The 23,647-nt window shown below is 60.5% G+C and carries 20 protein-coding genes; 8 read left to right on the top strand and 12 right to left on the bottom strand.

Going from position 1 to position 23,647, the window contains the following annotated elements; translation table 11 throughout:
* The first annotated feature begins 12 nt into the window (after positions 1-12).
* Positions 13-978, top strand: a complete 966-nt coding sequence (gene tal, locus EYD00_RS15185) for a transaldolase (protein ID WP_034496814.1) — start codon at positions 13-15, stop codon at positions 976-978.
* A gap of 103 nt (positions 979-1,081) precedes the next feature.
* On the opposite strand, the gene EYD00_RS15180 is transcribed toward tal, so the two are convergent.
* Positions 1,082-1,849, bottom strand: a complete 768-nt coding sequence (locus EYD00_RS15180) for an IclR family transcriptional regulator (protein WP_034496812.1) — start codon at positions 1,847-1,849, stop codon at positions 1,082-1,084.
* A 205-nt stretch (positions 1,850-2,054) separates the two neighbouring features.
* Here EYD00_RS15180 and EYD00_RS15175 point away from each other — a divergent pair, with 205 nt between their 5' ends.
* Positions 2,055-2,786 carry an SDR family oxidoreductase gene (locus EYD00_RS15175; protein WP_004445231.1) on the top strand — a complete coding sequence of 244 codons (732 nt, stop codon included), beginning with the start codon at positions 2,055-2,057 and terminating at the stop codon, positions 2,784-2,786.
* A gap of 56 nt (positions 2,787-2,842) precedes the next feature.
* Here the strand turns inward: EYD00_RS15175 and EYD00_RS15170 are convergent, their stop codons facing one another.
* The 5 genes from EYD00_RS15170 to EYD00_RS15150 form a co-directional block, all read right to left on the bottom strand.
* Entirely contained in the window at positions 2,843-3,016 is a 174-nt protein-coding gene (locus EYD00_RS15170) for a DUF1328 domain-containing protein (protein WP_003499086.1), read from the bottom strand.
* Between the two features lie 108 nt (positions 3,017-3,124).
* Positions 3,125-3,979, bottom strand: a complete 855-nt coding sequence (locus tag EYD00_RS15165; protein ID WP_034496807.1) for a metal ABC transporter permease — start codon at positions 3,977-3,979, stop codon at positions 3,125-3,127.
* Positions 3,976-4,836: a metal ABC transporter permease gene (locus EYD00_RS15160; RefSeq protein ID WP_034496805.1), complete on the bottom strand. Its 861-nt coding sequence runs from the start codon at positions 4,834-4,836 to the stop codon at positions 3,976-3,978. Before EYD00_RS15160 ends, EYD00_RS15165 begins: the two co-directional genes overlap by 4 nt.
* The gene (locus tag EYD00_RS15155) at positions 4,829-5,725 is read right to left on the bottom strand and encodes a manganese/iron ABC transporter ATP-binding protein (protein WP_034496801.1); all 897 of its coding nucleotides are present in this window, start codon (positions 5,723-5,725) and stop codon (positions 4,829-4,831) included. The genes EYD00_RS15160 and EYD00_RS15155 overlap by 8 nt, the downstream gene beginning before the upstream one ends.
* Positions 5,722-6,612 carry a metal ABC transporter substrate-binding protein gene (locus tag EYD00_RS15150; protein WP_022562754.1) on the bottom strand — a complete coding sequence of 297 codons (891 nt, stop codon included), beginning with the start codon at positions 6,610-6,612 and terminating at the stop codon, positions 5,722-5,724. The genes EYD00_RS15155 and EYD00_RS15150 overlap by 4 nt, the downstream gene beginning before the upstream one ends.
* A gap of 284 nt (positions 6,613-6,896) precedes the next feature.
* On the opposite strand from EYD00_RS15150, the gene EYD00_RS15145 reads away from it, so the two are divergent.
* The gene (locus tag EYD00_RS15145) at positions 6,897-7,832 is read left to right on the top strand and encodes a hypothetical protein (protein WP_153775763.1); all 936 of its coding nucleotides are present in this window, start codon (positions 6,897-6,899) and stop codon (positions 7,830-7,832) included.
* Positions 7,833-8,086: 254 nt separating this feature from the next.
* Here the strand turns inward: EYD00_RS15145 and lysS are convergent, their stop codons facing one another.
* From lysS to EYD00_RS15115, 6 genes are all read right to left on the bottom strand, one after another.
* On the bottom strand, positions 8,087-9,586 hold the full coding sequence (gene lysS, locus EYD00_RS15140) for a lysine--tRNA ligase (protein ID WP_004445220.1): 1,500 nt from the start codon (positions 9,584-9,586) through the stop codon (positions 8,087-8,089).
* 248 nt (positions 9,587-9,834) lie between these two features.
* Complete coding sequence (gene gltX / locus EYD00_RS15135; RefSeq protein ID WP_004445218.1) at positions 9,835-11,292, bottom strand: glutamate--tRNA ligase; 1,458 nt, start codon at positions 11,290-11,292, stop codon at positions 9,835-9,837.
* A 213-nt stretch (positions 11,293-11,505) separates the two neighbouring features.
* Positions 11,506-13,278: an SLC13 family permease gene (locus EYD00_RS15130; protein WP_034496794.1), complete on the bottom strand. Its 1,773-nt coding sequence runs from the start codon at positions 13,276-13,278 to the stop codon at positions 11,506-11,508.
* Between the two features lie 114 nt (positions 13,279-13,392).
* A complete protein-coding gene (locus tag EYD00_RS15125) occupies positions 13,393-13,809 on the bottom strand; it encodes a hypothetical protein (RefSeq protein ID WP_022562749.1) in 417 nt (138 codons plus the stop codon).
* 97 nt (positions 13,810-13,906) lie between these two features.
* Entirely contained in the window at positions 13,907-14,653 is a 747-nt protein-coding gene (locus EYD00_RS15120; RefSeq protein ID WP_004445214.1) for a TerC family protein, read from the bottom strand.
* A gap of 193 nt (positions 14,654-14,846) precedes the next feature.
* Complete coding sequence (locus EYD00_RS15115) at positions 14,847-15,533, bottom strand: TetR/AcrR family transcriptional regulator (RefSeq protein WP_004445213.1); 687 nt, start codon at positions 15,531-15,533, stop codon at positions 14,847-14,849.
* Between the two features lie 163 nt (positions 15,534-15,696).
* Between EYD00_RS15115 and EYD00_RS15110 the strand changes: the two genes are divergently transcribed.
* The 5 genes from EYD00_RS15110 (at position 15,697) to xylA (ending at position 23,005) form a co-directional block, all read left to right on the top strand.
* Positions 15,697-16,908, top strand: coding sequence for an HlyD family secretion protein (locus tag EYD00_RS15110; RefSeq protein ID WP_022562748.1), 1,212 nt, complete (start codon positions 15,697-15,699; stop codon positions 16,906-16,908).
* Between the two features lie 34 nt (positions 16,909-16,942).
* Complete coding sequence (locus EYD00_RS15105) at positions 16,943-18,526, top strand: DHA2 family efflux MFS transporter permease subunit (protein ID WP_004445211.1); 1,584 nt, start codon at positions 16,943-16,945, stop codon at positions 18,524-18,526.
* Between the two features lie 345 nt (positions 18,527-18,871).
* Positions 18,872-19,894, top strand: a complete 1,023-nt coding sequence (locus tag EYD00_RS15100) for a LacI family DNA-binding transcriptional regulator (protein WP_022562747.1) — start codon at positions 18,872-18,874, stop codon at positions 19,892-19,894.
* A gap of 103 nt (positions 19,895-19,997) precedes the next feature.
* Entirely contained in the window at positions 19,998-21,452 is a 1,455-nt protein-coding gene (gene xylB, locus EYD00_RS15095) for a xylulokinase (RefSeq protein ID WP_022562746.1), read from the top strand.
* A gap of 242 nt (positions 21,453-21,694) precedes the next feature.
* Entirely contained in the window at positions 21,695-23,005 is a 1,311-nt protein-coding gene (gene xylA, locus EYD00_RS15085; RefSeq protein WP_004445208.1) for a xylose isomerase, read from the top strand.
* Positions 23,006-23,647: the final 642 nt, after the last annotated feature.

The raw sequence follows: 23,647 nt of genomic DNA, 5'->3' as shown, positions 1-23,647 counted from the left end.
GGATCATTCGATATGACATCCAAACTCGAACAACTTCGCGCCATCACCACGGTCGTTGCCGACACCGGCGATATCGAGGCGGTTGCCCGCCTGAAGCCGGTGGATTGCACCACCAACCCGACCATCGTTCTGAAGGCGCTTGGCACGCCGGCATTTGCCGATGCGGTCAAGGAAGCCGTCGCCTGGGGCAAGAAGCAGGGCGGTCAGTCCGACGCCGTTGTTGCCGCCGTTGCCGATCGACTGGCCATCTCCGTGGGGGCAGCGCTTGCCGGCCTCGTGCCGGGCCGCGTATCGACCGAAGTCGATGCCGACCTTTCATTCGATACCGAAGCCTCCATCACGAAGGCCCGCCACATCATTGCCGCCTACAAGGAGCGCGGCATCGAGCGTGAACGCATCCTCATCAAGCTTGCTTCCACCTGGGAAGGCATCAAGGCTGCCGAAGTGCTGCAGTCCGAAGGCATCGACTGCAACCTGACGCTCCTTTTCTCGCAGGCTCAGGCGATTGCCTGCGCCGAAGCCAAGGTCTTCCTCATTTCGCCCTTCGTCGGCCGTATCCTTGACTGGTACAAGAAGTCGACCGGCGAAAACTACACCGCCGAGACCGATCCGGGCGTCGTTTCCGTGCGCAGCATCTACAACTACTACAAGGCCAATGGCATCAGCACCGTCGTCATGGGCGCGTCCTTCCGCAACGTCGGCGAAATCGAAGCGCTTGCCGGTTGCGACCGCCTGACGATCAGCCCGGCGCTGCTGGAAGAGCTGGACAAGGATACCGGCAAGCTGGAGCGCAAGCTTTCGGCAGAAAACGTCAAGGCCGAGCCGCTGCAGTCGCTGGACGAGAAGGCATTCCGCTGGGCGCTGAACGAAGACGCAATGGCCACCGAGAAGCTCTCGGAAGGTATCCGCCTCTTCGCCAAGGATCTGGTGACGCTGCGCGAAATGGTGCGCAAGGAACTGACGGCCGCCGCCGCCTGACGAAAAAAGGGGGAACCATCCACGTTCCCCCGACGTTTACGAGACATAAATCTCCAGTCAACTGAAACGCGATCGGGTCCCTGCCGGTCGCGTTTTTTTGTGCTCAGATAGTGCCCGTCACGATCTCGGAGATACGTTTTGCTGCCTCGCGGATCAACACCTCGCAGGCCTCGCGTGTGGGCGCCTTGCCGCCAAGAGGGGTAATATAGGGGCAGGTGATCACGGCCAGCGCGGTGCCATCGAGCGTCAGCACCGGAGCGGAAATATTGCGGACCCCGGCGGTCTGGAGGCTGTCCATCGATTCGAAGCCGTTCTTGCGCACCTCTGCCAGCCGATCGGCAAGACCCTGCGGTATGGTCTCGCCGCTGCCGCGCACCTGTTCGGTTATCATGATCTGGCGCTGCGCTTCTGTCTGGAAGGCCAGAAGCACGTGGCCCGAGCCGGTGTGGAACAGGCTCATCTGCGCGCCGACACGCATGGACATGGCCCAGTAGGTGGATGATTCCTGTTGGGCAATGACCACAACGCTGCCGCGATCATGGACCGCCAGATGGCAGGCCTGCTCCGCACTCGCCGAAAAATCGCGCATGACAGGGGCCGCGAAGGAAACCAGCCGGCGGATCGGTGCATGGAAATGCGCCAGCCCGAACATCTTCAGCGTCAAAGAGAATCGATCGCCGTCAAGCCGCTGCACATAACCCCGGCGCACCAGCCGGTCCAGCATGCGGTAAAGCTCGTTGGGGCTCTTTCCGATTGACTTGGCGATCTCGATCTGTGTCAGCCCGCCATCGGTGCGAGCCAGAAGTTCGAGAATGTCCAGGCCCTTGTCGAGGGCGGGAGCGCGATATCTTTCGCTGTCGTCGTCGGTCATCTGGCCTCGATGATGATGGTGTGTATGGTCGCCGGCGCCGGGCTGGGCCTGAAAATAGGCTTGCCCTATACCGGCCGTCCACGCAAGTTTGCTTGACGCCATATGAATACCGCGTTTACATATGAATTGTCGATCCATATTTGAGATCACTGAAATTCAACGGCTCGGCCCCGGCAGGCGGGCGTGCCTTAGCGGGAGGCTATTCATGGTGCAGGATTTTAACGGCCGGACAGTGGTGATCACCGCGGCCGGTCAGGGTATCGGGCGGGCGGCGGCAGAGCGGTTCGTGTCGCTCGGGGCGCGCGTCATCGCCACCGATATCAATGAGCAGGCGCTTTCTACGCTCAAGGGGGCAGAGACGCGGGTTCTGAACGTGCTCGACGGCGATGGCGTAAAAGATTTTGCCGCCGATATCGGCCATGCGGATGTGCTGTTCAACTGCGCCGGTTTTGTTCATTCCGGCACCATCCTCGAGTGTGAGGAGAAGGACTGGGATTTCTCCTTCGACCTCAACGCAAAGGCCATGTACCGTACCTGCCGCGCTTTCCTGCCCGGCATGCTGGAGAAGGGCAAGGGCGCAATCGTCAACATGTCCTCGGTTGCTTCCAGCGTAAAGGGCGTGCCAAACCGGTTTGCCTACACCGCTTCCAAGGCCGCCGTTGTGGGGCTGACCAAGGCGATCGCGGCGGACTTCGTGACAAAGGGCATTCGTTGCAACGCCATCTGCCCCGGAACGGTGGATAGCCCTTCGCTGCACGATCGTCTGCGCGCCACCGGCAATTACGAACAGGCTCTTGCAGATTTCATCGCGCGCCAGCCTATGGGCCGCATCGCCACGCCGGAAGAGATCGCAGCGCTCGTCACCTACCTCGCGTCAGACGAAGCAGGTTTCACCACCGGCCAGATCCATGTCATTGATGGCGGCTGGACGGGCTGACGGATTTTAAGGGAGAGAGGAGGGCGACCGGCGTGACAACCGGTCGCCTTTTTCATTCAGACGACGGCGCTTCCGGCCATCAGTGCAAGCACGAGGAAGACCAGGAAGATCACCACGGCGATGAAGAACAGAATGCGGGCCACGCCGGCTGCGGCTGCCGAAATGCCGGTAAAGCCGAACACGCCTGCGATCAAAGAAATGACAAAGAAAATAAGAGCCCATTTAAGCATGGCGCTTCCCCTTTTGCGAAATTTTCCCGAGCCGCCGCCCCGCGACAGGCTCGATAAAATGACGCGCAAAAGGAGAAAATGTTCCACGCGCCCGTAAAAATCGTTCTTTTATATTGCCGTCTCACGGGCCGTGTCGGTACGGCGGGTTTTCCAGATGGTGCGGACGAATGTCGCGACGAAGGTGACGCTCATGAAGAGCACGATCGTGGGGGCGGGAGCGCTGTCGATCAGGAAACTCAGCCATATGCCCGCAAGCGACGAGGCGACCGCCACCGCAATGGCCACCAGCAGCATGGCGGAAAAACGCCGGGTCAGCAGGAAGGCGATTGCGCCCGGTGCGACGAGCATGGCGACGGAGAGAATGATGCCAACCGCCTTCAGCGCGCCGACTACGGCGAGCGACAGCACCATCAGCAGGCCATAATGCAGCACACGCACGGGCAGGCCGATGGCTCTTGCATGTTGCGCATCGAAGGCGTTGACCAGCAGATCCTTGCGCAGGATGCCGAGAAACAGAGTGGCGAAAAGCGCGATCACGCCCGTCTCCAGCATGTCCAAGGGCGCGATGCCGAGCATGTCGCCGAAGAGGATATGGTCGAGATGTACGTCGCTCTGCACCTTCACGTAAAGCACCAGTCCCAGCCCGAACATGCCGGAAAAGACGATGCCGAGCACCGTATCTTCCTTGATGCGGCTGTTTTCCTTGATGAAACCGGTGCCGAGGGCACATATCATGCCCGCGATGAAGGCCCCGATGGAAAGCGGGATGCCAACGATATAGGCCACCACCACGCCGGGCAGCACGGCATGGGAAACGGCGTCCCCCATCAGCGACCAGCCCTTCAGCACCAGAAAACAGGAGAGCATTGCCATGGGCACCGCGATCATCAGCGTGATCAGGAAGGCATATTGCATGAAAGGCAGTTGAAACGGCAGTATGGCCAGTTCGAGATATTCACTCATGGCGTTTCCTCCAGCGCCCTGCGCGCCTTGGCGCGAGAGGCGAGCAGGCCGTGTTTGGGTGCAAAGACGAAGGCGGCAAGGAAGATCGCCGTCTGTAGCACCACGATGACGCCGCCGGTCGCGCCATCGAGAAAATAGCTGAGATAGGCGCCGATGAAGCTGGTGGCCGCGCCGATGATGAGGCTCATCAGGATCAGCCGCTCGAAACGGTCGGTCAGGAGATAGGCAGTAGCGCCCGGCGTCACCACCATGGCGACGACGAGGAAAGCGCCGACAGTCTGTAGGGCGGCAACCGTGGAGGCGGCCAGCAGGGTGAAGAAGATCACCTTCAGCACTTCCGGTTTCAGCCCCACGGTGCGGGCGTGGTTCTCATCGAAGAACACCACCATGAAGTCGCGCCATTTCAGCGAAAGCACAAGGAGGCTGATACCGCCGATCAAAGCCAGCTGGATGGTGTCTTCAGCAGTGATGGCGAGGATATTGCCTAGCACGATGGTCTGGATATTCACCGAGGTCGGCGAGAGCGATACCATGAACAGGCCAAGCCCGAAAAACGAGGTGAAGATCAGGCCGATGATCGCATCTTCCTTGAGCCGTGTCTTCTGGTTCAGAAACAGCATGGACCCGGCCGCCAACCCGCCGGAGAGAAACGCGCCGAGCGAAAAGGGCAGGCCAAGCATATAGGCTCCGGCAACCCCGGGAACGATGGCATGGGAAAGCGCATCGCCGATCAATGACCAGCCCTTCAGCATCAGATAGGCCGAGAGAAAGCCGCAGACACCGCCCACCAGTGCGCTGACCCAGATGGCGTTCAACATGTAACCATAGGTGAAAGGCTCAAGAAGGGTGTCAATCATCGGCTTTCTCTTTCGGAGCCTCAGAATCGCGCCTGTCCTGGCCATTTTTGCCGTAGATCACGAAAGGCCGCTCGTCATCGGTTATGACCTTCAGGCGGCGCGGATCGGCGTCGCTATGCAGGTCTGCCCCGCCGAGAACGAAGTGGCGCAGGCTGCCGCCGAAAGCCCTTTGCAGGTTTTCCTCTGTAAAGGTGTCGCTTGTTTTGCCCGACGCCAGAACCGTACCCTTGACGAAGACGGCGCGGTCGCAGAATTCCGGAACGCTGCCAAGATTGTGGGTGGAGACCAGCATGACGCGGCCCTCGTCGCGCAGTGCCTTCAAAAGCGCGACGATCTGCTCCTCCGTCGTCACGTCGACACCGGTGAAAGGTTCGTCCAGCAGAATCACCTGCCCTTCCTGCGCCAGCGCGCGAGCCAGAAACACTCGCTTCTTCTGCCCGCCGGAGAGTTCGCCGATCTGGCGCTTGCGATAATCGAGCATGTTGACGCGTTTCAGCGCCTCTTCCACCATCTGGTGATCGCGCTTCGAGGGGATGCGCAGGAAATTCATGTGGCCATAACGGCCCATCATCACCACGTCCTCCACCAGCACCGGAAAGCTCCAGTCCACCTCTTCCGCCTGCGGCACGTAAGCGACGAGGTTTTTCTTCAGCGCCTCCTTCACCGGCAGATCGAAGATCGAGACGGAACCAGCGGCCAAAGGAACGAAACCCATGATCGCCTTGAAAATCGTGGACTTGCCGGCGCCGTTGACGCCGACAAGTGCCGTGATCGTTCCGCGGGGAATGGAGAAGCTGGCATCTTTTAATGCGGTGTGGCCGTTGCGATAGGTCACTGTCGCATTTTGAACCGTCAGGCCGCCGCCTGATTTTTTACTCCCCATTCTCATGAAGACAGTCCCTTGGCGATGGTTTCGCTCGTCACACGCAGCAGGTCCAGGTAAGTCGGGACGGGACCATCAGCCTCGCTCAGCGAATCCACATAGAGAATGCCGCCATAGGCCGCACCGGTTTCCTTGGCCACCTGCTGGGCGGGATCGGCGGAAACGGTGCTTTCGCTGAAGATGACGTGGATATTATGCTCGCGCATGGCGTCGATCACACCCCGAACCTGCTGGGGCGTGCCCTGACTGTCGGCGTTGACCGGCCAGAGGAACAATTCCTTCAGGCCGAAATCGCGGGCGAGATAAGAAAAGGCGCCTTCACTCGTCACCAACCAGCGCTTGTTTTCCGGAAGGGCCGAAAGTTCATTGCGGATCGGCTGCACCGTGGCCCTGATCCTGTCCGAATAGGCCTTGGCATTGGCGGCGTAGACATCGGCGTGGGCGGGGTCGATCTCGCTCAGGCCCTTGCGAATATTTTCGACGTAGATCAAGGCGTTATCGGGAGACATCCAGGCGTGCGGATTGGGCTTGCCCTGATAGGCGCCGCCGCTGATCGCCATCGGCTTCACACCATCGCTCACCGTCACATCAGGCACGCCGGAGAGGTTAGTCAGGAATTTCTCGAACCACAATTCCAGATTGAGTCCGTTGCGCAGCACCAGATCGGCCTTGCGGGCCTTCAGAATGTCGCGGGGCGTCGGCTGGTAATTGTGGATTTCAGCGCCGGGCTTGGTGATGCTTTCCACCTCGGCCGCGTCACCCGCTACGTTGCGCGCCATATCGGCGATGATGGTGAAGGTGGTCACGACAACAGGTTTTTCCTGGGCAAGGGCGACGCCCGGAAGAAAAAGCGAGAAAGCGAAAATGGCGTGGCGGAATTTTTGGACGTTCACGTGCTCACCAGATTTTGTTGCGACTAATTCGCAATACCATCTGTTATAAAATCACCTTTGTCAACGCTATTGCAAATCATTCGCAAATCTTGAGATTTCTGAAATGTCCGAAAATGATGCGCTTTTGCGGGTATCTTGCCTGCGGGATTAAACTTTTTTCAATGAGAAAGCGGCACTATCGGAAGGCTCGGACAGCGTGGTCCGAAGCTTATCCCGCGTGTGTTCCTCATCCTTCGAGCCACGTTTCCGGGGTGAGGGCGAGAGGCGGGGTACTTGATGTCAGGATGTTGCGGGTGAAAGCTGTATTCGGACGAATGCGGTTTTCGCGCAAGCTCGTTATGATTGGAGGCGGGATCCTGCTTTTGGCGGGCGCGACCGGTTCCGCTGCCGTGTTCATCGGCAGCGAGCGGCTGCTTGGCCCATCCTATGCCTCCACCAACGGGCTTTCCTGCGACGCAGTCCAGACAGTGAATATCCGCAAGAACGGCTCGTTATGGGTACGCAAGTTCATTCGCACCGAAGGCGGAGACGGCACGGAGCGGTTGAAAACCGCCCTGCGCGTCGCCAAAGCGGTTTACGACAAACAGAAGCCCGATCTGGTTCAGGTCTCCGTGCTTGACAGGAACGGCCCGCAGCTGCGCTCGGAAATGCGTGGCCGGGCCATTGCCGCACAGGTGGTCTTCATTCCGGATCCGGCGAAAATTCCCGAGGGCGCCGAGGCCCGCCGTTATTCAGCCTTCTATTATGACGGCGCAGCAAATGGCAGCGGCCAGTTTTACGGTCTGCGCATCGATCTGCCGCTTGAAGATACCGAAGCCATGGCTGCCAGCCTCAGCGACTTCGCCGATTGTGCGACGCCGGTTGCGGAGCCGGAAGCGGGCGGCCACGAGGGCAAGTCCGCCAAAGGTCACGGCGAAAGCAAGGGCGGGGCCAGCGGCGAACATGACGCTGCGCCAACGGAGCCCGGCCATGGCGAAACTGCTCCGGAAGCACATGATGAAACTCCGTCTCCCGAAGCGCATGGTGAGACCGTCACCGACGAGCTTCTGACCTCGACACCGGAAGCCGAGGGCAGCAGCATCTTCAGCCTGTCCTATCTGAAGTCACTGATCTTCGGAAAAGGTTCGACCACCGCGCAGGCGGCGGAGGAAAAACCGATGGACGGAGAGGCGGCGGTGGCAGAGGAAGCTGCTGGCGAAAAGGCCAAGGCGGGGCATTGAGAGGGATTCGGCTGTTGCCGATGCGTTCCTGTTTCATGCCGGCGGCAGGTTCCGCCGACGCTGCCTTGTCATGCTTGCGCAACGTCATCCTTGGGCTTGTCCCACGCCTCTAAGCACGTCAACAAAATCGCTACGTTAGCAAATCCTCGGGACAAGCCCGAGGATGAGGTTGAGTGAATATTCACCCTTCAGCGCCAACTTCAAGGGGATTGCAGCTTGCCCGGAAATTCGAACCGGGCAGCGCTCCTGGTGCCTCAATCCGCCTTGTTGCGGCGGGCCGGGAAGAGAATGACGTCGCGGATCGACGGGGCGTTGGTCAAAAGCATGATCAGGCGGTCGACGCCGATGCCGAGGCCGCCGGCGGGTGGCATGCCCTGGTCGATGGCGTCGAGGAACTCGTCGTCCAGCTGCTTGTCCTTTTCGCCACGCGCATGCGCCTGTTCCAGCTGCTCCACCATGCGGCGGCGCTGTTCTTCGGGATCGTTGAGTTCCGAGAAGGCGTTGCCAACTTCCCAGGCGTTGCAATAGCTCTCGAAACGCTCGACGAGGCGCGGTTCACCCGGCACTTCCTTGGCGAAGGGCGAGATGTCCTTCGGAAAGTGCGTGACGTGGCTCGGCTGGATCAGCGTGCCTTCCACCTTCTCTTCGAAGATGAAGGCAAGGCATTCGCCCCAGGTCCAGTCCTTCTCGACAGCAAAACCGGCGGCCTTGGCGGCAGCGCGGGCTTCTTCGTCGGTCTTGATGGCGAGGAAGTCGATACCGGTTGCTTCCTTCACCGCATCAGGCATCGGCACGCGCTTGAACGGACCCTTGAAGGAGATCGTCTGGCCCTGGAATTCCACCTCTGTGGTGCCGTGGAGCGAGATCGCCAGCGTCTCGAACAGCCGCTCAACGAGACCCATGATGTCTTCGTAATCGGCATAGGCCCAATAGCACTCCATCATGGTGAATTCAGGATTGTGCCGTGTGGAGACGCCTTCGTTGCGGAAGTTGCGGTTGATTTCAAAAACCTTGTCGGACAGGCCCGAAACCAGCGTGCGCTTCAGGAAAAGTTCCGGCGCGATGCGCAGATACATGTCCATCTTCAGCGTGTTGTGGAAGGTCTTGAACGGATCGGCGGTCGCGCCGCCATAGACGGTCTGCAGCATCGGCGTTTCCACTTCGAGGAAGCCTTCGGCCTCCATGAAGCGGCGGATGCCGGAGAGAATCTTCGAGCGCTGCAGGAAGCGCAGCTTGGATTCCTCGTTGGAGAGAATGTCGAGGTGGCGCTTGCGGTAACGCAGCTCGATGTCAGAGACGCCGTGCCACTTCTCGGGCATCGGCAGCAGCGACTTCGTCAGCATGGTGATTTCTTCGGCGTTGATCGTCAGCTCACCGCGCTTGGTGCGGCGCACCTTGCCGGTCACGCCGATGATGTCGCCGATATCGATCATCGGCAGCAGGTTGCGCGCCGCTTCCGGCGTCGTATCCTTGTGCGAGAAGATCTGCACCTTGCCCGAGGCGTCATGAATATCCATGAACATGCCGGAATTGCGCGAGGAATAAACGCGTCCCGCCACCGTCACCGTATCACCGGTCTCGACGTCGGCTTCGATATCGGCATATTTTTCCGCCAGCTCGGCATTGCTCATCGTGCGGTGGAAATGCGCCGGATAGACGTCGCCGATCTGCTCGCGCAGCAGCGCAAGTTTCTGGCGGCGCACTTCTGTCGCGTCGGAGGAGAGGGCGGTGGTTTCGGTCTTGGTGTCGGTCATCGTGTTCGCCTTTAGCGGGCTTGTTCGTTGCGGTTACCCTTGGCGCTCTGGGTTACCCCCCTCTGTCCTGCCGGACATCTCCCCACAAGGGGGGAGATCAGATGCCGCGCCCGCCCGTTCCATGGGCAAGGTGTCAGCCGCTTGTCGATCTCCCCCCTTGAGGGGGAGATGCCCGGCAGGGCAGAGGGGGTGAGCCCCAGGCAAAGAGCGTATTCTAAAATGCTGCCGTCACCGCCAGCACGTCATCATCAGCTTCCGCTGCCAACCATCGTGGCCACAACGGCGATCGCAGCCTTCAGGCGCTGGCGCACGACGGAGCGGCCGAGCAGCGCCATCGAGTCAAACAGCGGCAGCGAGCGCGACGATCCGGACATGGCGACGAAAAGCGGCGGCGTGACGACGCGCAGCTTCTTGCCGGTGCGTTCGGCCACATCGCGCAGCTCGGCCTCGATGGCTTCCACATTCCAGTCAGGCATCTTTTCGAGGTCTGCCGCAACCGTGGTGAGGATTTCGTGGATTTCCTCCGGCTTGCTCTTCAGCCCGGCAAAGGAGGCGGGCGTCAGGCCAGCATCGCTTGCGAGCAGGAAGCCGGCAAGGTTCGGCAGCTCGCCGAGTTTGGAAACGCGGCTCTGCGCAAGCTTCAGGCCTTCGGTCAGGCGGGAATTCTCCATCGCCCATTCCAGTGTGCGGGCAATGAACTCTTCCGGCGAAAGCTTTTCGCGCAGCCAGCGACCGTTCAGCCAGTCCAGCTTCTGGATGTCGAAAATGGCGCCGGCCTTGGAGAGCGCTTCCGGGTCGAACTTTGCAGCCAGCTCGTCCATGGTCAGGAGCTCTTCGCCCTCGGCGATCTGGATGAAGAACAGACCGAGGAAGTTCATCAACGCTTCCGGCAGGTAACCGAGCGCGGAATAATAGGAGATCGAGGTCGGGTTCTTGCGCTTGGAAAGCTTGGACTTGTCGGCGTTGCGCATCAGGGAAAGATGCATGAACACCGGCTCCTGCCAGCCGAAATAACGGTAAAGCAGGATGTGCTTGGGCACAGACGCCAGCCACTCTTCGCCGCGCGCCACATGGGTGATCTTCATCAGATGGTCGTCGATGACGTTGGCCATGTGATAGGTCGGCATGCCGTCGGCCTTGATCAGCACCTGCATGTCGACGGAATCCCACGGGATCGAGACATCGCCATAAACGCCGTCATGGAAATCGCACGAGCCTTCGGTCGGGATTTTCATGCGCACGACGTTCGCTTCACCGGCGGCAACGCGCGCGGTCACTTCCTCGGCCTTCAGGTTGAGGCAGTGTCCGTCATATTTCGGCGGCTTGCCGGCGGCGCGCTGGGCTTCGCGCATCTGCTCCAGCCGCTCGGGCGTGCAGAAACAGCGGAAGGCATGGCCCTTTTCCAGAAGTTCTTCGGCATAGGGCCAGTACATCGCCTTGCGCTCTGACTGGCGGTAGGGACCGTAAGGGCCGCCGACATCGGGGCCTTCCGACCAGGTAAGGCCGGTCCAGCGCAGGGCTTCCAGCACCTTCTGCTCATATTCGAGGGTCGAGCGGGTGGCGTCGGTATCCTCGATGCGCAGGATGAACTCGCCGCCGTGTTTCTTGGCGAAGAGATAGTTGAACAGCGCGATATAAGCGGTGCCGACATGCGGCTCGCCGGTGGGGGAAGGTGCGATGCGGACGCGAACGCCGGAAGTGGTCATGAATTTCACTCGTCGTGACGTGGCGGTGACATCGGGGCGGTTCCACCCTGATACCACGGAGTTTTCGTTTGGATGCGGCAGGACATCATGTCGAAAGGCGAAAGGAAAGTGCCTTTTTCATATTCCCGTTCGGCTTGGGCTTAGGCCATATTCTGCCGCAGGCGTCAAGGAAATATGGAGTCTCCAGAGGTCGGCCGGTCCTGCCGGCTGGCTTCAGTTGACCGGCCAGACGTAAAGCAGCATGGGAATGCTGGCGACGACGATCATGATCGATAGCGGCAGGCCAAGCCGCGGGTAGTCGCTGAAACGATAACCGCCGGGACCCATGACCAGCGTATTGCACTGGTGCCCGATGGGGGTGAGGAAATCGCAGCCCGCGCCGATCGCCACCGCCATCAGGAAGGCCTCCGGCCGGAAACCGAGCGTGGTGGCAAAACCCGCGGCAATCGGCGCCATGACCAGCACCGTTGCGGCATTGTTGAGAAAGGGCGTAACCGCCATGGCGGTGAGCAGGATCATGCCGAGCGCGGCAAAGGGCGGCAGGCCCTGAGCCGCGTTGCCGAGCCAGGCGGCGATCAACTCGCTGGCGCCGCTGGTGCGCAGCGAGTCGCTGACGGGAATGAGGGCCGCGAGCATGACGAGGATCGGGCCATCGACGGATTTGTAGACTTCGGTAAGCGGAATCGCGCCGACGACGATCATCATGAAGGCGGCTGCGAAAAAGGCGACCGAGACCGGGACCAGACCGCTGCCGGCCGCGATCATGGCGGCGGCGAGTACGATGACCGGCAAAAGCGCGCGGCGCTGTACGCCGAGCAGAATCTCCCGCTGCGCCAGCGGCAGCAGCGAAAATTCCTGCAGCACCTGCGGCAGGTTCTTGCGGCTGCCCTGTAAAAGGATGACGTCACCCGCCTGCAATGTCAGTTCCGAGAGGCGCTGGCTGACACGCTGGCCGCGCCGGCTGACTGCGATGAGATTGACGCCGCGCGTGTAGGAGAGCGCGAGTTCACGCGCCGAAATGCCGTTCAGAACGGATTCATTGCTGATGACGGCTTCCATCGAGATGAGATCGGCGGTCTTCTGGCCGTTCTCCATCAGTGGTTTGCCGGAAAGCAGCAGCTTTGCCTGGGAAACGATGCGGTCGAGCCCCTCCGGGCTGCCTTCGAGCATAACCGTATCGCCCGCCTTCAGCGTCACATCGGGGAAGGGCGAGATGCGCCGCGGCCCGCGCAGGATGGTGCTGGCAATGACATCACCATCGGCCTGCTTGAGAAGCTCGCGCAGCGGCTTGTCCGAAAAGGTGCTGTCTGCGGGCAGCGTCGCTTCGGCTGTATAGGCGGATTGGTCGAGAATATCCTCAACGGAGGCCTTTTCCCGGTTGCGCACCGGCAGCAACCGATAACCGAAGGTCAGAAAGATGATGCCGATGACGGTGAGGCCAGCCCCAACCGGCGTGAAATCGAACATCGAGAAGCTCTCACCGGTCATCTCCTCACGCAGGCGCGAGACGACGATGTTCGGCGATGTGCCAATCTGCGTCATCAGCCCGCCCAGCAAGGCGGCAAACGCCATGGGCATCAGGTAATAGGAAACCGGGCTTCCTGATTTGCGGGCGAACTGGAACGCGACAGGCATCATGATGGCGAGTGCGCCGATGTTCTTGATGAAGGCCGACATGACGGCGACGACGATCATCAGGAAGGCGAGCTGCAGGCCTTTTGAATGCATCTCGGGGAAATATTTCTTGATCGTCATGTCGACGATGCCTGAACGCGCCACCGCCGAACTGACAACCAGCGCGCTGCCGACGATGATGACGATATCATCCGAAAAGCCGGAAAATGCCTTGTCGAAAGGCACGACGCCGAGTGCTACAGCCACCAGCAGCGCGCTGCAGGCGACGACGTCATAACGAAACCTGTCCCAGATGAAGGCCACCATCATGCCGGCGATGACGACGAAGGCGAGAATCTGGTCTGTCGTCATTTGTGCGGGTTACTTTCGCATGCGGGGGATGGAATCGTATTTGCTTTTTTTGTCAGGGACCTGCTCATCAACGCAAGTGCGGGGCGGGAGTTCCTCGTGTCTGCGCACATCATTTCATTGCTTAAAAAATGCCTCGATAAAACGTGTTGCCTCGTCAGATATGCCGACGATCTTGTCTGTCGCCTGGCGGTAAAGTTTGAAATTGAGTTCGGTCTCAGGCTGCCCGTCCTCCCAGTCCCGGAAATCCCGCAACTGTGCCCGGCCGAGAGGACGCCAGGCCGTTGCCGTTCTCTTTATGGTGAGATCGACCCGGGGCGTTTGGCGCGCGATGCCCGGTCTGCGGGCAATTGCCCGGGTGGCTGTCACGACGCCGCTCGCAATGAGGCCGTGCCCGCCCTCATTTTCGCTGGCAAACAGGAAAACAGTATCGCCCGCCATGATGGTCTTGCCGCCATACATGGTTTTCTGCGCGGTGAATGCGAAAGTTTCCGCGTCGGGGTCTGAGATTTCCGCTTTAATGACGAAAGCCATGTTCTCGTCCCTTCGGGCGATGCCATGTGTCGGCCCCCTTGGTCCGGTTATGCAAGGCCCGCATGCTGCGGGCCCTACCAGTCGTTGCAGCTATCACTCAATGCAGCTGTTTGTTCTTTCGCCTTGCATTGCGCGCCAGCATGTTGAGCAGTTCCACCAGTGCCGAGAACGCCATGGCGGCATAGACGTAGCCCTTGGGAACATGGAAGCCCATGCCTTCGGCGATCAGTGTCGTGCCGATCATCATCAGGAAGGCGAGCGCCAGCATGACGATGGTGGGGTTACGCTCGATGAAATTGGCGAGCGGCGTTGCGGCCAGCAGCATGACTGTCACGGCCACGATGACGGCGACGATCATGATCGGCAGGTGAGGGGTCATGCCGACGGCGGTGATGATGCTGTCCACCGAGAAGACGAGGTCGAGCAGCAGGATCTGGCCGATGGCGGCGCCGAAATTCATGCCCACAGGGCCGCCCACCAGGTCTTCCTTGTGGTCTTCCGGGTCGACATTGTGGTGAATTTCCTTGGTCGCCTTCCAGACGAGGAAGAGACCGCCGGCGATGAGGATCATGTCCTTCCACGAGAATGGGTGGCCGAAGGCTTCGAAGACCGGTGTGGTGAGCTGCACGATCCAGGCGACGGTACCAAGCAGGCCAAGGCGCATGACGAGCGCGAGGCCTATACCGATCTTGCGGGCTTTTTCGCGCTGTTCAGGCGGCAGCTTGTTGGTGAGAATGGAGATGAAGATCAGGTTGTCGATGCCAAGAACGACCTCCATGACGATCAGTGTGACGAGCGCCACCCAGGCGGCGGGGTCCGACAGAAGAGGGAGAATGGACTCCATCAGGTATGTTTTCCTTTCAGCAACAAGGCCAGCCGATATATTCGGTGGGTGGAATTTATAGCGCAATACGCGAGAAACAAGGAGATAGCTCCTGTGTTTGGCAAGATTTCATCGAAATTTCGCGCAAACCGCGTATCGGACGCCATTGCCTTGCCGGCCCGATGCCGGTCAGGCCGTCCCTTGCTGAATGGTCTCAGGCCTTGTCTGTTCCGTAAGCCGCCATGAATACGTTGATGGCGCTGCTGATAACCCGGTCCAGTTCCTCGTCGGGAACCGGGCCTTCCAGTTCGCCGAACAGCCGCAGCTTGAAGAAGGTGCCGGTGGAAAGCTCGATATATTGCCGGGCGGCCAGTTCAGGATCGTCCACTTTCAGATGGCCGATCTCGACCTGATGTTGGATGAAATCCAGGAGCACGGTGCGCACGTTGTTCGGAGCCGACAGGAAAAAGCGCTGCGCCAGTTTTGGCATGCGATCGATGACGCCGAGCACCGAACGCATGGCGGGGATCATGTCCGAACAGATCATCTTGTTGGCAAAGGCCTTGCCGAACTGCTCCAGCCCCTCGCGCACCTCCTCGGTGCCCTCAAGGATATGGCGCATGGAGGTGGCGAATTCGTTGCGATGGTGATCGACGAGCGCAACGAACAGATCCTCCTTGTTGGAGAAATAGACGTAGATCGTGCCCTTGGAAACGCCCGCTTCACGCGTGATGTCGTTCATGCTGGCCGCATCGAAGCCCTTGCGCTTGAACACACGCCAGGCACCTGCCAGAATCTGCTCGCGTTTGGCCGGGTCTTCGCCCGCCGCAAAACGCCCGGCGGCATTGCCCGGACAGCCCGTTTCCGTTTCCGTCTCCATATCCCTGTCTTCACCTGCCATCGCTACCGCCCTCATAGCATCACAACGGCGTAAAAAAAATTAACCGAACGTCGAACCAATCGGTTCGATAACACTTGATATGTGTCAGGAAAGAGATTATGTCAATCGAACCGAACGGTTCAGTTCGAAAAACTTTCTTCAATCTATCACGGTAAGCTCTCTCATGTCGGCCCATAAGAATAATGCGGTTCGCGCCGTCAACGATGCGGAAGAGGCGGATATCTCCGCCAAGGCCGAGACCTCTCCCGCAAAGCCGGCGGAGGCGCCTTCCCAGCAGCCGCAGGCAGCGCCGGCACCAAAGCAGAAGAAGCGCTCGAAGCTTCTGCCTGTCATTGCTATTGCACTGCTGGCCGGTGCTGGCTGGTACGGTTACAACTGGTGGATCGATGGTCGCTTCCTGGTGTCGACGGACGACGCCTATATCGAAGGTGACATCGCGGTCATCGCGCCGAAGGTTTCCGGTTACGTCGCCAGGGTGAACGTGGTCGAGAACCAGGAAGTCAAGGCGGGCGACCCGCTGGTGACGCTTGACGACGGCGATTATCGTATCGCGCTTGACCAGGCCGAAGCGCAGATCCGCACCGAGGAACTGTCTCTGAAGCGTATCGATGCGCAGATCATCGGCGGCGAAGCGGCGCTCGAGCAGGCCGTTGCCCAGAAGGGCGCGCTGGATGCAGCCCTTCGTGGTGCGGAAATCACCCAGAAGCGCGCAAGCCAGCTGCAGGCAAAGGATGTCGGCACGGTTGCCGCGTCCGATAATGCGCAGGTCGCGCTCGATCAGGCCAAGGCGAATGTCGTCGCCGGCGATGCCGCCATCGCCTCGGCCAAGGCCAATGTGGAGCTCCTGCGCGCCCAGCGTCAGGAGGCGGAAAGCACCATCCGTTCGCTACAGCTGTCCCGCGACAAGGCGGCCCGCGATCTGTCCTTCACGGTTCTGAAGGCGCCTTATGACGGCGTTATCGGCAATCTCGCGGTACAGAATGGCGATCTGGTGTCTGTCGGCAAGCGTCTGGCTTCGCTGGTGCCGATGAACGAGCTTTATATCGACGCCAATTTCAAGGAAACGCAGCTCGCCCGCGTCGTACCCGGTTCGAAGGTGCGCGTGCATGTCGACGCCTTTGACGACGCGACGATCGAAGGCACGGTCCAGTCGATCTCGCCGGGTTCCGGCTCGGTCTTCTCGATGCTGCCGCCGGAAAATGCGACGGGCAATTTCACCAAGGTCATCCAGCGCGTGCCGGTTCGGATCGTCTTCTCCAAGGAAGACCTCGAAAAGCATAATCTGCGCGCGGGCCTCAGCGTTGTTGTCGATGTCGATACCCGCACGGCGCCGGAAACCACCAGAACGGCGCAAGCTAATCCGCAGGCCAAGTAAGGCGCGTCTTTGACGCGCCGTTGAGGGCAAGATCATGGCGGCTACGGTTGTCGGTACGGGCGGGGCGTCCATCCCCGCCGATCCTCCGATGGACAGGCGCAGGCTCATCGCATTCTTCGCGATGGTCTTCGGCATGTTCATGTCCATTCTCGACATTCAGATCGTGTCCGCCTCGCTTGCGGAAATCCAGGCCGGCCTCGGCGCCGGCTCGGATGAGATCGCCTGGGTGCAGACGTCCTATCTGATCGCGGAAGTCATCATGATCCCGCTGTCGGGCACGCTGGCGCGCATTCTCTCCACGCGCGTGCTCTTCGCCACCTGTGCTGCGGGCTTCACGATCTCGAGCGCGCTCTGCGCCACTGCCACCAATATCGACCAGATGATCGTTTACCGCGCGATCCAGGGCTTTATCGGCGGCGGCATGATCCCGTCGGTCTTTGCGGCCGCCTTCACCATCTTCCCGCCGTCCAAACGCTCGGTCGTCTCACCAATCATCGGTCTCGTCGCCACGCTCGCGCCCACCATCGGCCCGACGGTCGGCGGTTATCTTTCCAACGCCTTTTCCTGGCACTGGCTGTTCCTCGTCAACATCATCCCCGGCATCATCGTCACCATCCTGACATGGAGCCTGATCGATTTCGACAAGCCGGAAAAGTCACTGTGGAAGAAGTTCGACTGGTGGGGGCTGATCTCCATGGCCGTCTTCCTCGGCTCGCTGGAATATGTGCTGGAAGAGGGTAACAACAAGGACTGGTTTAACGACGAGCACATCGTCATGGGAACGGTCGCCATGGTTATCGGCGCGGTCGTCTTTTTCTGGCGCGCCTTCAAGGTAGAGTTCCCCGTGGTTGATATCCGCGCCTTTGCGGACCGCAACTTCTCCATCGGCTCGCTGTTCTCCTTCGTCATGGGCATCGGGCTTTACGGGTTGACCTATCTCTACCCGCTCTATCTCGGCCGGGTGAGGGGATATGACGCGCTGATGATCGGCGAAACCATGTTCGTGTCCGGCCTTGCGATGTTCTTCACCGCGCCGATTGCCGGCAAGGTCTCCACCAAGCTCGATCCGCGGGCGATGATGGCCATCGGCTTCATCAGCTTCGGCTGCGGCACCTGGATCATGACGCATGTGACGACCGACTGGGATTTCTACGAGCTGCTGATCCCGCAGATCCTGCGCGGTTTCGGCCTGATGATGTGCATGGTGCCGATCAACAACATCGCGCTCGGCACCCTGCCGCCCGCCCGTATCCGCAACGCCTCCGGCCTGTTCAACCTCACGCGTAACCTCGGCGGCGCCGTTGGTCTTGCCGTCATCAACACCATGCTGTCGCAGCGCACGGACGACCATTATGTGCGTCTGGCCGAACATATCAGCTATTCCAACCCCAAGGCGCTGGAATGGCTGAACAGTGTCGGCGCCAACTATGATTCCTACGGGCTCGATGGCGCATCCGTCGCGGTCAAGAAAATGGTCGGCATGGTCTCGCAGCAGGCATGGATTCTAGCCTTCGCCGATGTGTTCTTCGCGCTGACGCTGCTGTTTTCCAGCCTGATCTTCATGACGATCCTGATCCAGAAACCCAAGGCAGCGCCGCCACCAGACGCGGCGCACTGATAACAATCCCCTCCCATCCACCGCAGAGCTGGGGCCGTCGGAAATGACGGCCCCTTTTTTTGCCTGTTGGCTAAATGGGGCGAGCGGTTCCCGCTTGTTTCTTCTCCCCGCCGGGGAGAAGTCCGCGGCAGCGGGATGAGGGGGCAAGCGTGCGATCTATCGCTGGCGTTTCCCCCTCATCCGACCCTTCGGGCCACCTTCTCCCGCTCGGGGAGAAGAAACACGCGGCAACGCGGGCGAAAGAACACCGACGGATCGCCGTCTTGCATCGAATTATGAGGTACGTACATCATTTTTCGATTTACGGCGGCGGCAAAGCTGGATATGCAGGAGGCGGGAGGAGCCATGAAGCCGACAGTTCACGATATCGCCGAGCGGGCGGGCGTCAGCCTCGCCACCATAGACCGGGTGCTGAACATGCGTCCCGGCGTGCATGCCGCAACGCGGGCGCGGGTGGAAGCGGCCATTGCCGAACTGGGTTACGTGCGTGACATCGCCGCCGCCAATCTGGCCAAGGGGCGCAATTACTCGATGATCTTCATCCTGCCCGGCAACGACAATTCCTTCATGGCGACGCTGCGCGCCGAGGTACGGGCTGCGGCCAGCCGCTCGCATCTGGAGCGGACGGCGATCCGCGTCATCGAGGTGCCGCCGTTTAATGCTGCGGCTCTGACTGAGGCTCTGGAAGTTGCGCGCCGGGAAAAGCCATCCGGGGTGGCCTTCGTCGCCACCGATTCCGAAGATGTGGCGGAGGCCGCCGACCGGCTGGCGGAAGACGGCATCGCCACGGTGACGCTGGTGTCGGACCTCTCGGGTTCGAGACGCGACCATTATGCCGGCGTGGACAACGTCGCCGCCGGGCGCACGGCGGCGAGCCTGATGGGACGTTTTCTTTCCGGACGTAGCGGCGATGTCGCCGTTGTGGCCGGCTCCATGCTGGTGCGCGACCATCGCGAGCGTCTGGAAGGGTTTCGCGCCGTCATCGAGGCAGAGTTTCCCCAGGCGCGGCTGCTGCCGGTGCTGGAGGGCAGGGACGATCCGCTGACCGTCGAGGCGCTGGTGCGCGAGGCGCTCGGCAATGCAACCCTCGCCGGCATTTACAGTCTCGGTGCCGGTAATCGAGGTCTCATCCGCGCGCTTGGAGCGGTAGATGACGAAAGACCGCTTTCGGTCATCGCCCATGAGCTCACCGAAACCACCGCCAATGCGCTGCGGCAAGGGCTGCTGGATGCCGTGCTCAACCAGGACGCGGGTCACGAGGTGCGCAGCGCCATCCGCGTCCTGAAGGCGCGCGCCGATGGTCTGCCCGTCATCGCCGCGCAGGAACGTATTCGTATCGATATCTTCCTCAGGGACAATCTTCCCTGAAGAAACTCTTCCGAAGGAAAAGTGGCCGCTGGTTTTCCCTCTGGCGGCGACTTTAAAAAACCGCATGAACTTTGGCGCATGGCGCGCCGGAATGGAGAAATACATGTATCTCGGTCTCGATCTTGGCACTTCAGGCGTCAAAGCCCTGCTGATGGACGGCGATCAGAAAATCATCGGCTCGGCCAACGGCTCGCTGGATGTCTCGCGCCCGCATCATGGCTGGTCGGAACAGGACCCGGCGGACTGGATCGCCGCGACGAAAACCGCAGTTGCCGGCCTGAAGCAGAAGTTTCCGAAAGAGCTTGCCGCGGTGAAGGGCATCGGCCTGTCAGGGCAGATGCATGGCGCCACACTTGTCGATGCCGATGGCAAGGTGCTGCGCCCCTGCATCCTGTGGAACGACACGCGTTCGCACGCGGAAGCTGCCGCACTGGATGCCGATCCGCGCTTCCGCAAGATAACCGGCAATATAGTCTTCCCTGGCTTCACCGCGCCGAAGCTCGCCTGGGTGGCAAAGAACGAACCTGAAGTCTTCGCAAAAGTCGCCAAGGTATTGCTGCCGAAGGATTATCTGCGGCTGTGGCTGACCGGTGAATATATCTCGGAAATGTCCGATTCCGCCGGCACTTCCTGGCTCGATACCGGCGCGCGCAAATGGTCTTCCGACCTGCTTGCCGCCACCGGGCTCGATGAAAAACACATGCCGTCTCTGGTGGAAGGCACGGATGAGGCGGGCGTTCTGCGCGCCGAGCTTGCCTCCGAATGGGGCATTTCCGGCCGGGCCGTGGTTGCCGGCGGAGCGGGCGACAATGCCGCCTCGGCCTGTGGCATGGGCACGGTGAAGGAAGGTCATGCCTTCGTGTCGCTCGGAACCTCTGGCGTGCTCTTTGCCGCCAATGCCTCTTATCTGCCGAAGCCGGAAAGCGCCGTGCATGCCTTCTGCCACGCATTGCCCAATACCTGGCACCAGATGGGCGTCATTCTGTCCGCCACGGATGCGCTGAACTGGTATTCGCGGCTGACAGGCCAATCCGCCGCCGATCTGACCGGCGAACTCGGCGACACGCTGCTTGCCCCCACGGGTGTCACCTTTGCACCCTATCTTTCCGGCGAGCGTACACCGCACAATGATGCTGCCATCCGCGGCTCCTTCATCGGCCTTTCGCATGAGAGCGACCGCAAGGCGCTGACGCAGGCCGTGCTTGAGGGCGTGACCTTCGCGATCAGGGACAATCTCGAAGCCCTGAAATCCGCCGGCACCTCGATCTCTCGTGTCACCGCCATCGGCGGCGGCTCGCGTTCGGCCTATTGGCTGGCGTCGATTGCTACGTCGCTTGGTGTGCCAGTGGATATTCCCGCCGAGGGCGATTTCGGTGCGGCCTTCGGTGCCGCGCGTCTCGGCCTGATTGCCGCGACCGGAGCTGATCCGGTGGCGGTGTGCTCGCAGCCGGAGACGGCGCGGACGATTGAGCCGGTGGCTGATCTGGCCGATGCCTATGAGGAGGCTTACCGGCGGTATCACGCGGTTTATCCGGCGATTAGGGGGCTATCGCATTGAGACACGGCGTGTGGGGCTTCACCCCCCTCTGCCCTGCCGGGCATCTCCCCCACAAGGAGGGAGATCGAATCGCCGCAACGTCCCGGCCATCTCTAACGCAGCGGAGGATGCGCCGAAGTTAACGTCTTGCCGATCTCCCCCCTTGAGGGGGAGATGTCCGGCAGGACAGAGGGGGGTGAGCGGCAAACGCCGCCCCTGAAATTTTCGAACACCATCTAGACCCACCAAGGAGGAACCACCCAATGAGCACAGGCTTCTTCGGCGATATCGCCAAGATCAAATATGAAGGCCCCGACAGCACCAATCCGCTGGCCTTCCGCCACTACAACCCTGATGAAATCGTCGCGGGCAAGCGCATGGAAGACCATCTGCGTTTTGCGGTGGCCTACTGGCACACCTTCACCTGGCCGGGCGGTGACCCCTTTGGCGGCCAGACGTTCGAGCGTCCATGGTTTGAAGACAGCATGCAGGCCGCGAAACTGAAGGCCGACGTGGCGTTCGAATTCTTCTCGCTGCTGGGTTCGCCGTTCTACTGCTTCCACGACGCCGATGTGCGCCCGGAAGGCAAGAACTTCGCTGAAAACACCAAGAACCTCAACGAGATCGTTGATTATTTCGCGCAGAAGCAGGCCGATACCGGCGTGAAGCTCCTTTGGGGCACGGCCAACCTCTTCTCCAACCGCCGCTTCATGTCGGGTGCCGCGACCAATCCCGATCCTGACGTCTTCGCTTTCTCCGCCGCAACGGTGAAGACCTGCATGGACGCCACCAAGAAGCTCGGCGGCGCGAACTACGTTCTGTGGGGCGGCCGCGAAGGTTACGAAACCCTGCTCAACACCGATCTGTCGCGCGAGCTCGACCAGCTTGGCCGCTTCCTCAATCTGGTGGTGGAATACAAATACAAGATCGGTTTTGAAGGCACGATCCTTATCGAGCCGAAGCCGCAGGAGCCGACCAAGCACCAGTACGACTATGACGTCGCCACCGTTTATGCCTTCCTGCAGAAGAACGGTCTCGACAAGGAAGTGAAGGTCAATATCGAGCAGGGCCACGCCATCCTCGCCGGCCACTCTTTCGAGCACGAGCTTGCCATGGCCAACGCCTTCGGCATTTTCGGCTCCATCGACATGAACCGCAACGATTACCAGTCCGGCTGGGATACGGACCAGTTCCCCAACAACGTGCCGGAAATGGCGCTGGCCTATTACCATGTGCTCGCCGGCGGCGGTTTCAAGAATGGCGGTACCAACTTCGATTCCAAGCTGCGTCGCCAGTCGCTCGATCCGCAGGACCTGCTGATCGGCCATATCGGTGGCATGGATTGCTGCGCCCGTGGCCTCAAGGCGGCGGCGAAGATGATCGAGGACGGCGCATTGTCGAAGCCACTCAAGGAGCGCTACGCCAAGTGGGATTCGCCGGAAGCCCAGAAGATGCTGCGCGGCGAGCTGAAGCTCGACGAGATTGCGGCATTGGTCGAGCGCGAGGATATCAATCCTGAGCCAAAATCGGGTCGTCAGGAATATCTCGAAAACGTGGTCAATCGTTACGTTTGACGTGATGGAGGGGGTGACGGCAACGTTGCCCCCTCATCGCCCCGCTGCGCTCCGGCACTTCGCCCCGGCGGGGAGAAGAACAAGCTTCACGCTCCTTGCCAAACGCGGCGGGCTCGGTACATTTCTTCTCTCCGCCGGAGGAGCCCAAAGGGCTGGATAAGGGGCCCCGCTCTCAGTTCTGCTCCAGAAGAAGCGGACAACTCTGCGCCACCCCTCCATCCTTTTCAGTCACTTCCGAAAAAATTCTTCCTCTCCCATCCCCATTGCCTCCGTTGGCTGCATCATTCCTCCCGCAACCGGAACGGAAGGGCGATACGCGCGGCGCCTTTTGCGAACCGGTTGCCGGCATCGACAAGCATGGTTCTGGTAGACCGTGTTTCGGAGAGGCGTCCCGCACGGCCAGAGGCGGGAAGGGCTGATCGGATAGATGTCGTGAAAAGGCTGTAAGCGAGAGGCCATGATCATGGTCTCTATAATGCGGCCCGGTGCATGCAAATACTTCCACCAATACCTGTTCCACCCGCATTCACCGGGCCTGCCTTCCACGCCGCCGGCCGAGCGCCGCGGCGACGTTTGCGCATGCAAAGCGCTTTGGGTCTGTTCACCGCGCATCCTGAAACGTTGTAGATTCCGCCGAGCCCG

Origin of the sequence: Agrobacterium sp. 33MFTa1.1 (assembly GCF_004328495.1) — a bacterium.
Taxonomy (GTDB): Bacteria; Pseudomonadota; Alphaproteobacteria; order Rhizobiales; family Rhizobiaceae; genus Agrobacterium; species Agrobacterium pusense.
This window is presented reverse-complemented; position numbering and strand designations above follow the sequence as displayed.

Coding starts and splice junctions, on each gene's coding strand:
- tal (WP_034496814.1), top strand. CDS start 13: ATGACATCCAAACTCGAACAACTTCGCGCCATCACCACGGTCGTTGCC.
- EYD00_RS15180 (WP_034496812.1), bottom strand. CDS start 1,849: ATGACCGACGACGACAGCGAAAGATATCGCGCTCCCGCCCTCGACAAG.
- EYD00_RS15175 (WP_004445231.1), top strand. CDS start 2,055: ATGGTGCAGGATTTTAACGGCCGGACAGTGGTGATCACCGCGGCCGGT.
- EYD00_RS15170 (WP_003499086.1), bottom strand. CDS start 3,016: ATGCTTAAATGGGCTCTTATTTTCTTTGTCATTTCTTTGATCGCAGGC.
- EYD00_RS15165 (WP_034496807.1), bottom strand. CDS start 3,979: ATGAGTGAATATCTCGAACTGGCCATACTGCCGTTTCAACTGCCTTTC.
- EYD00_RS15160 (WP_034496805.1), bottom strand. CDS start 4,836: ATGATTGACACCCTTCTTGAGCCTTTCACCTATGGTTACATGTTGAAC.
- EYD00_RS15155 (WP_034496801.1), bottom strand. CDS start 5,725: ATGAGAATGGGGAGTAAAAAATCAGGCGGCGGCCTGACGGTTCAAAAT.
- EYD00_RS15145 (WP_153775763.1), top strand. CDS start 6,897: ATGTTGCGGGTGAAAGCTGTATTCGGACGAATGCGGTTTTCGCGCAAG.
- lysS (WP_004445220.1), bottom strand. CDS start 9,586: ATGACCGACACCAAGACCGAAACCACCGCCCTCTCCTCCGACGCGACA.
- gltX (WP_004445218.1), bottom strand. CDS start 11,292: ATGACCACTTCCGGCGTTCGCGTCCGCATCGCACCTTCCCCCACCGGC.
- EYD00_RS15130 (WP_034496794.1), bottom strand. CDS start 13,278: ATGACGACAGACCAGATTCTCGCCTTCGTCGTCATCGCCGGCATGATG.
- EYD00_RS15125 (WP_022562749.1), bottom strand. CDS start 13,809: ATGGCTTTCGTCATTAAAGCGGAAATCTCAGACCCCGACGCGGAAACT.
- EYD00_RS15120 (WP_004445214.1), bottom strand. CDS start 14,653: ATGGAGTCCATTCTCCCTCTTCTGTCGGACCCCGCCGCCTGGGTGGCG.
- EYD00_RS15115 (WP_004445213.1), bottom strand. CDS start 15,533: ATGGCAGGTGAAGACAGGGATATGGAGACGGAAACGGAAACGGGCTGT.
- EYD00_RS15110 (WP_022562748.1), top strand. CDS start 15,697: ATGTCGGCCCATAAGAATAATGCGGTTCGCGCCGTCAACGATGCGGAA.
- EYD00_RS15105 (WP_004445211.1), top strand. CDS start 16,943: ATGGCGGCTACGGTTGTCGGTACGGGCGGGGCGTCCATCCCCGCCGAT.
- EYD00_RS15100 (WP_022562747.1), top strand. CDS start 18,872: ATGAAGCCGACAGTTCACGATATCGCCGAGCGGGCGGGCGTCAGCCTC.
- xylB (WP_022562746.1), top strand. CDS start 19,998: ATGTATCTCGGTCTCGATCTTGGCACTTCAGGCGTCAAAGCCCTGCTG.
- xylA (WP_004445208.1), top strand. CDS start 21,695: ATGAGCACAGGCTTCTTCGGCGATATCGCCAAGATCAAATATGAAGGC.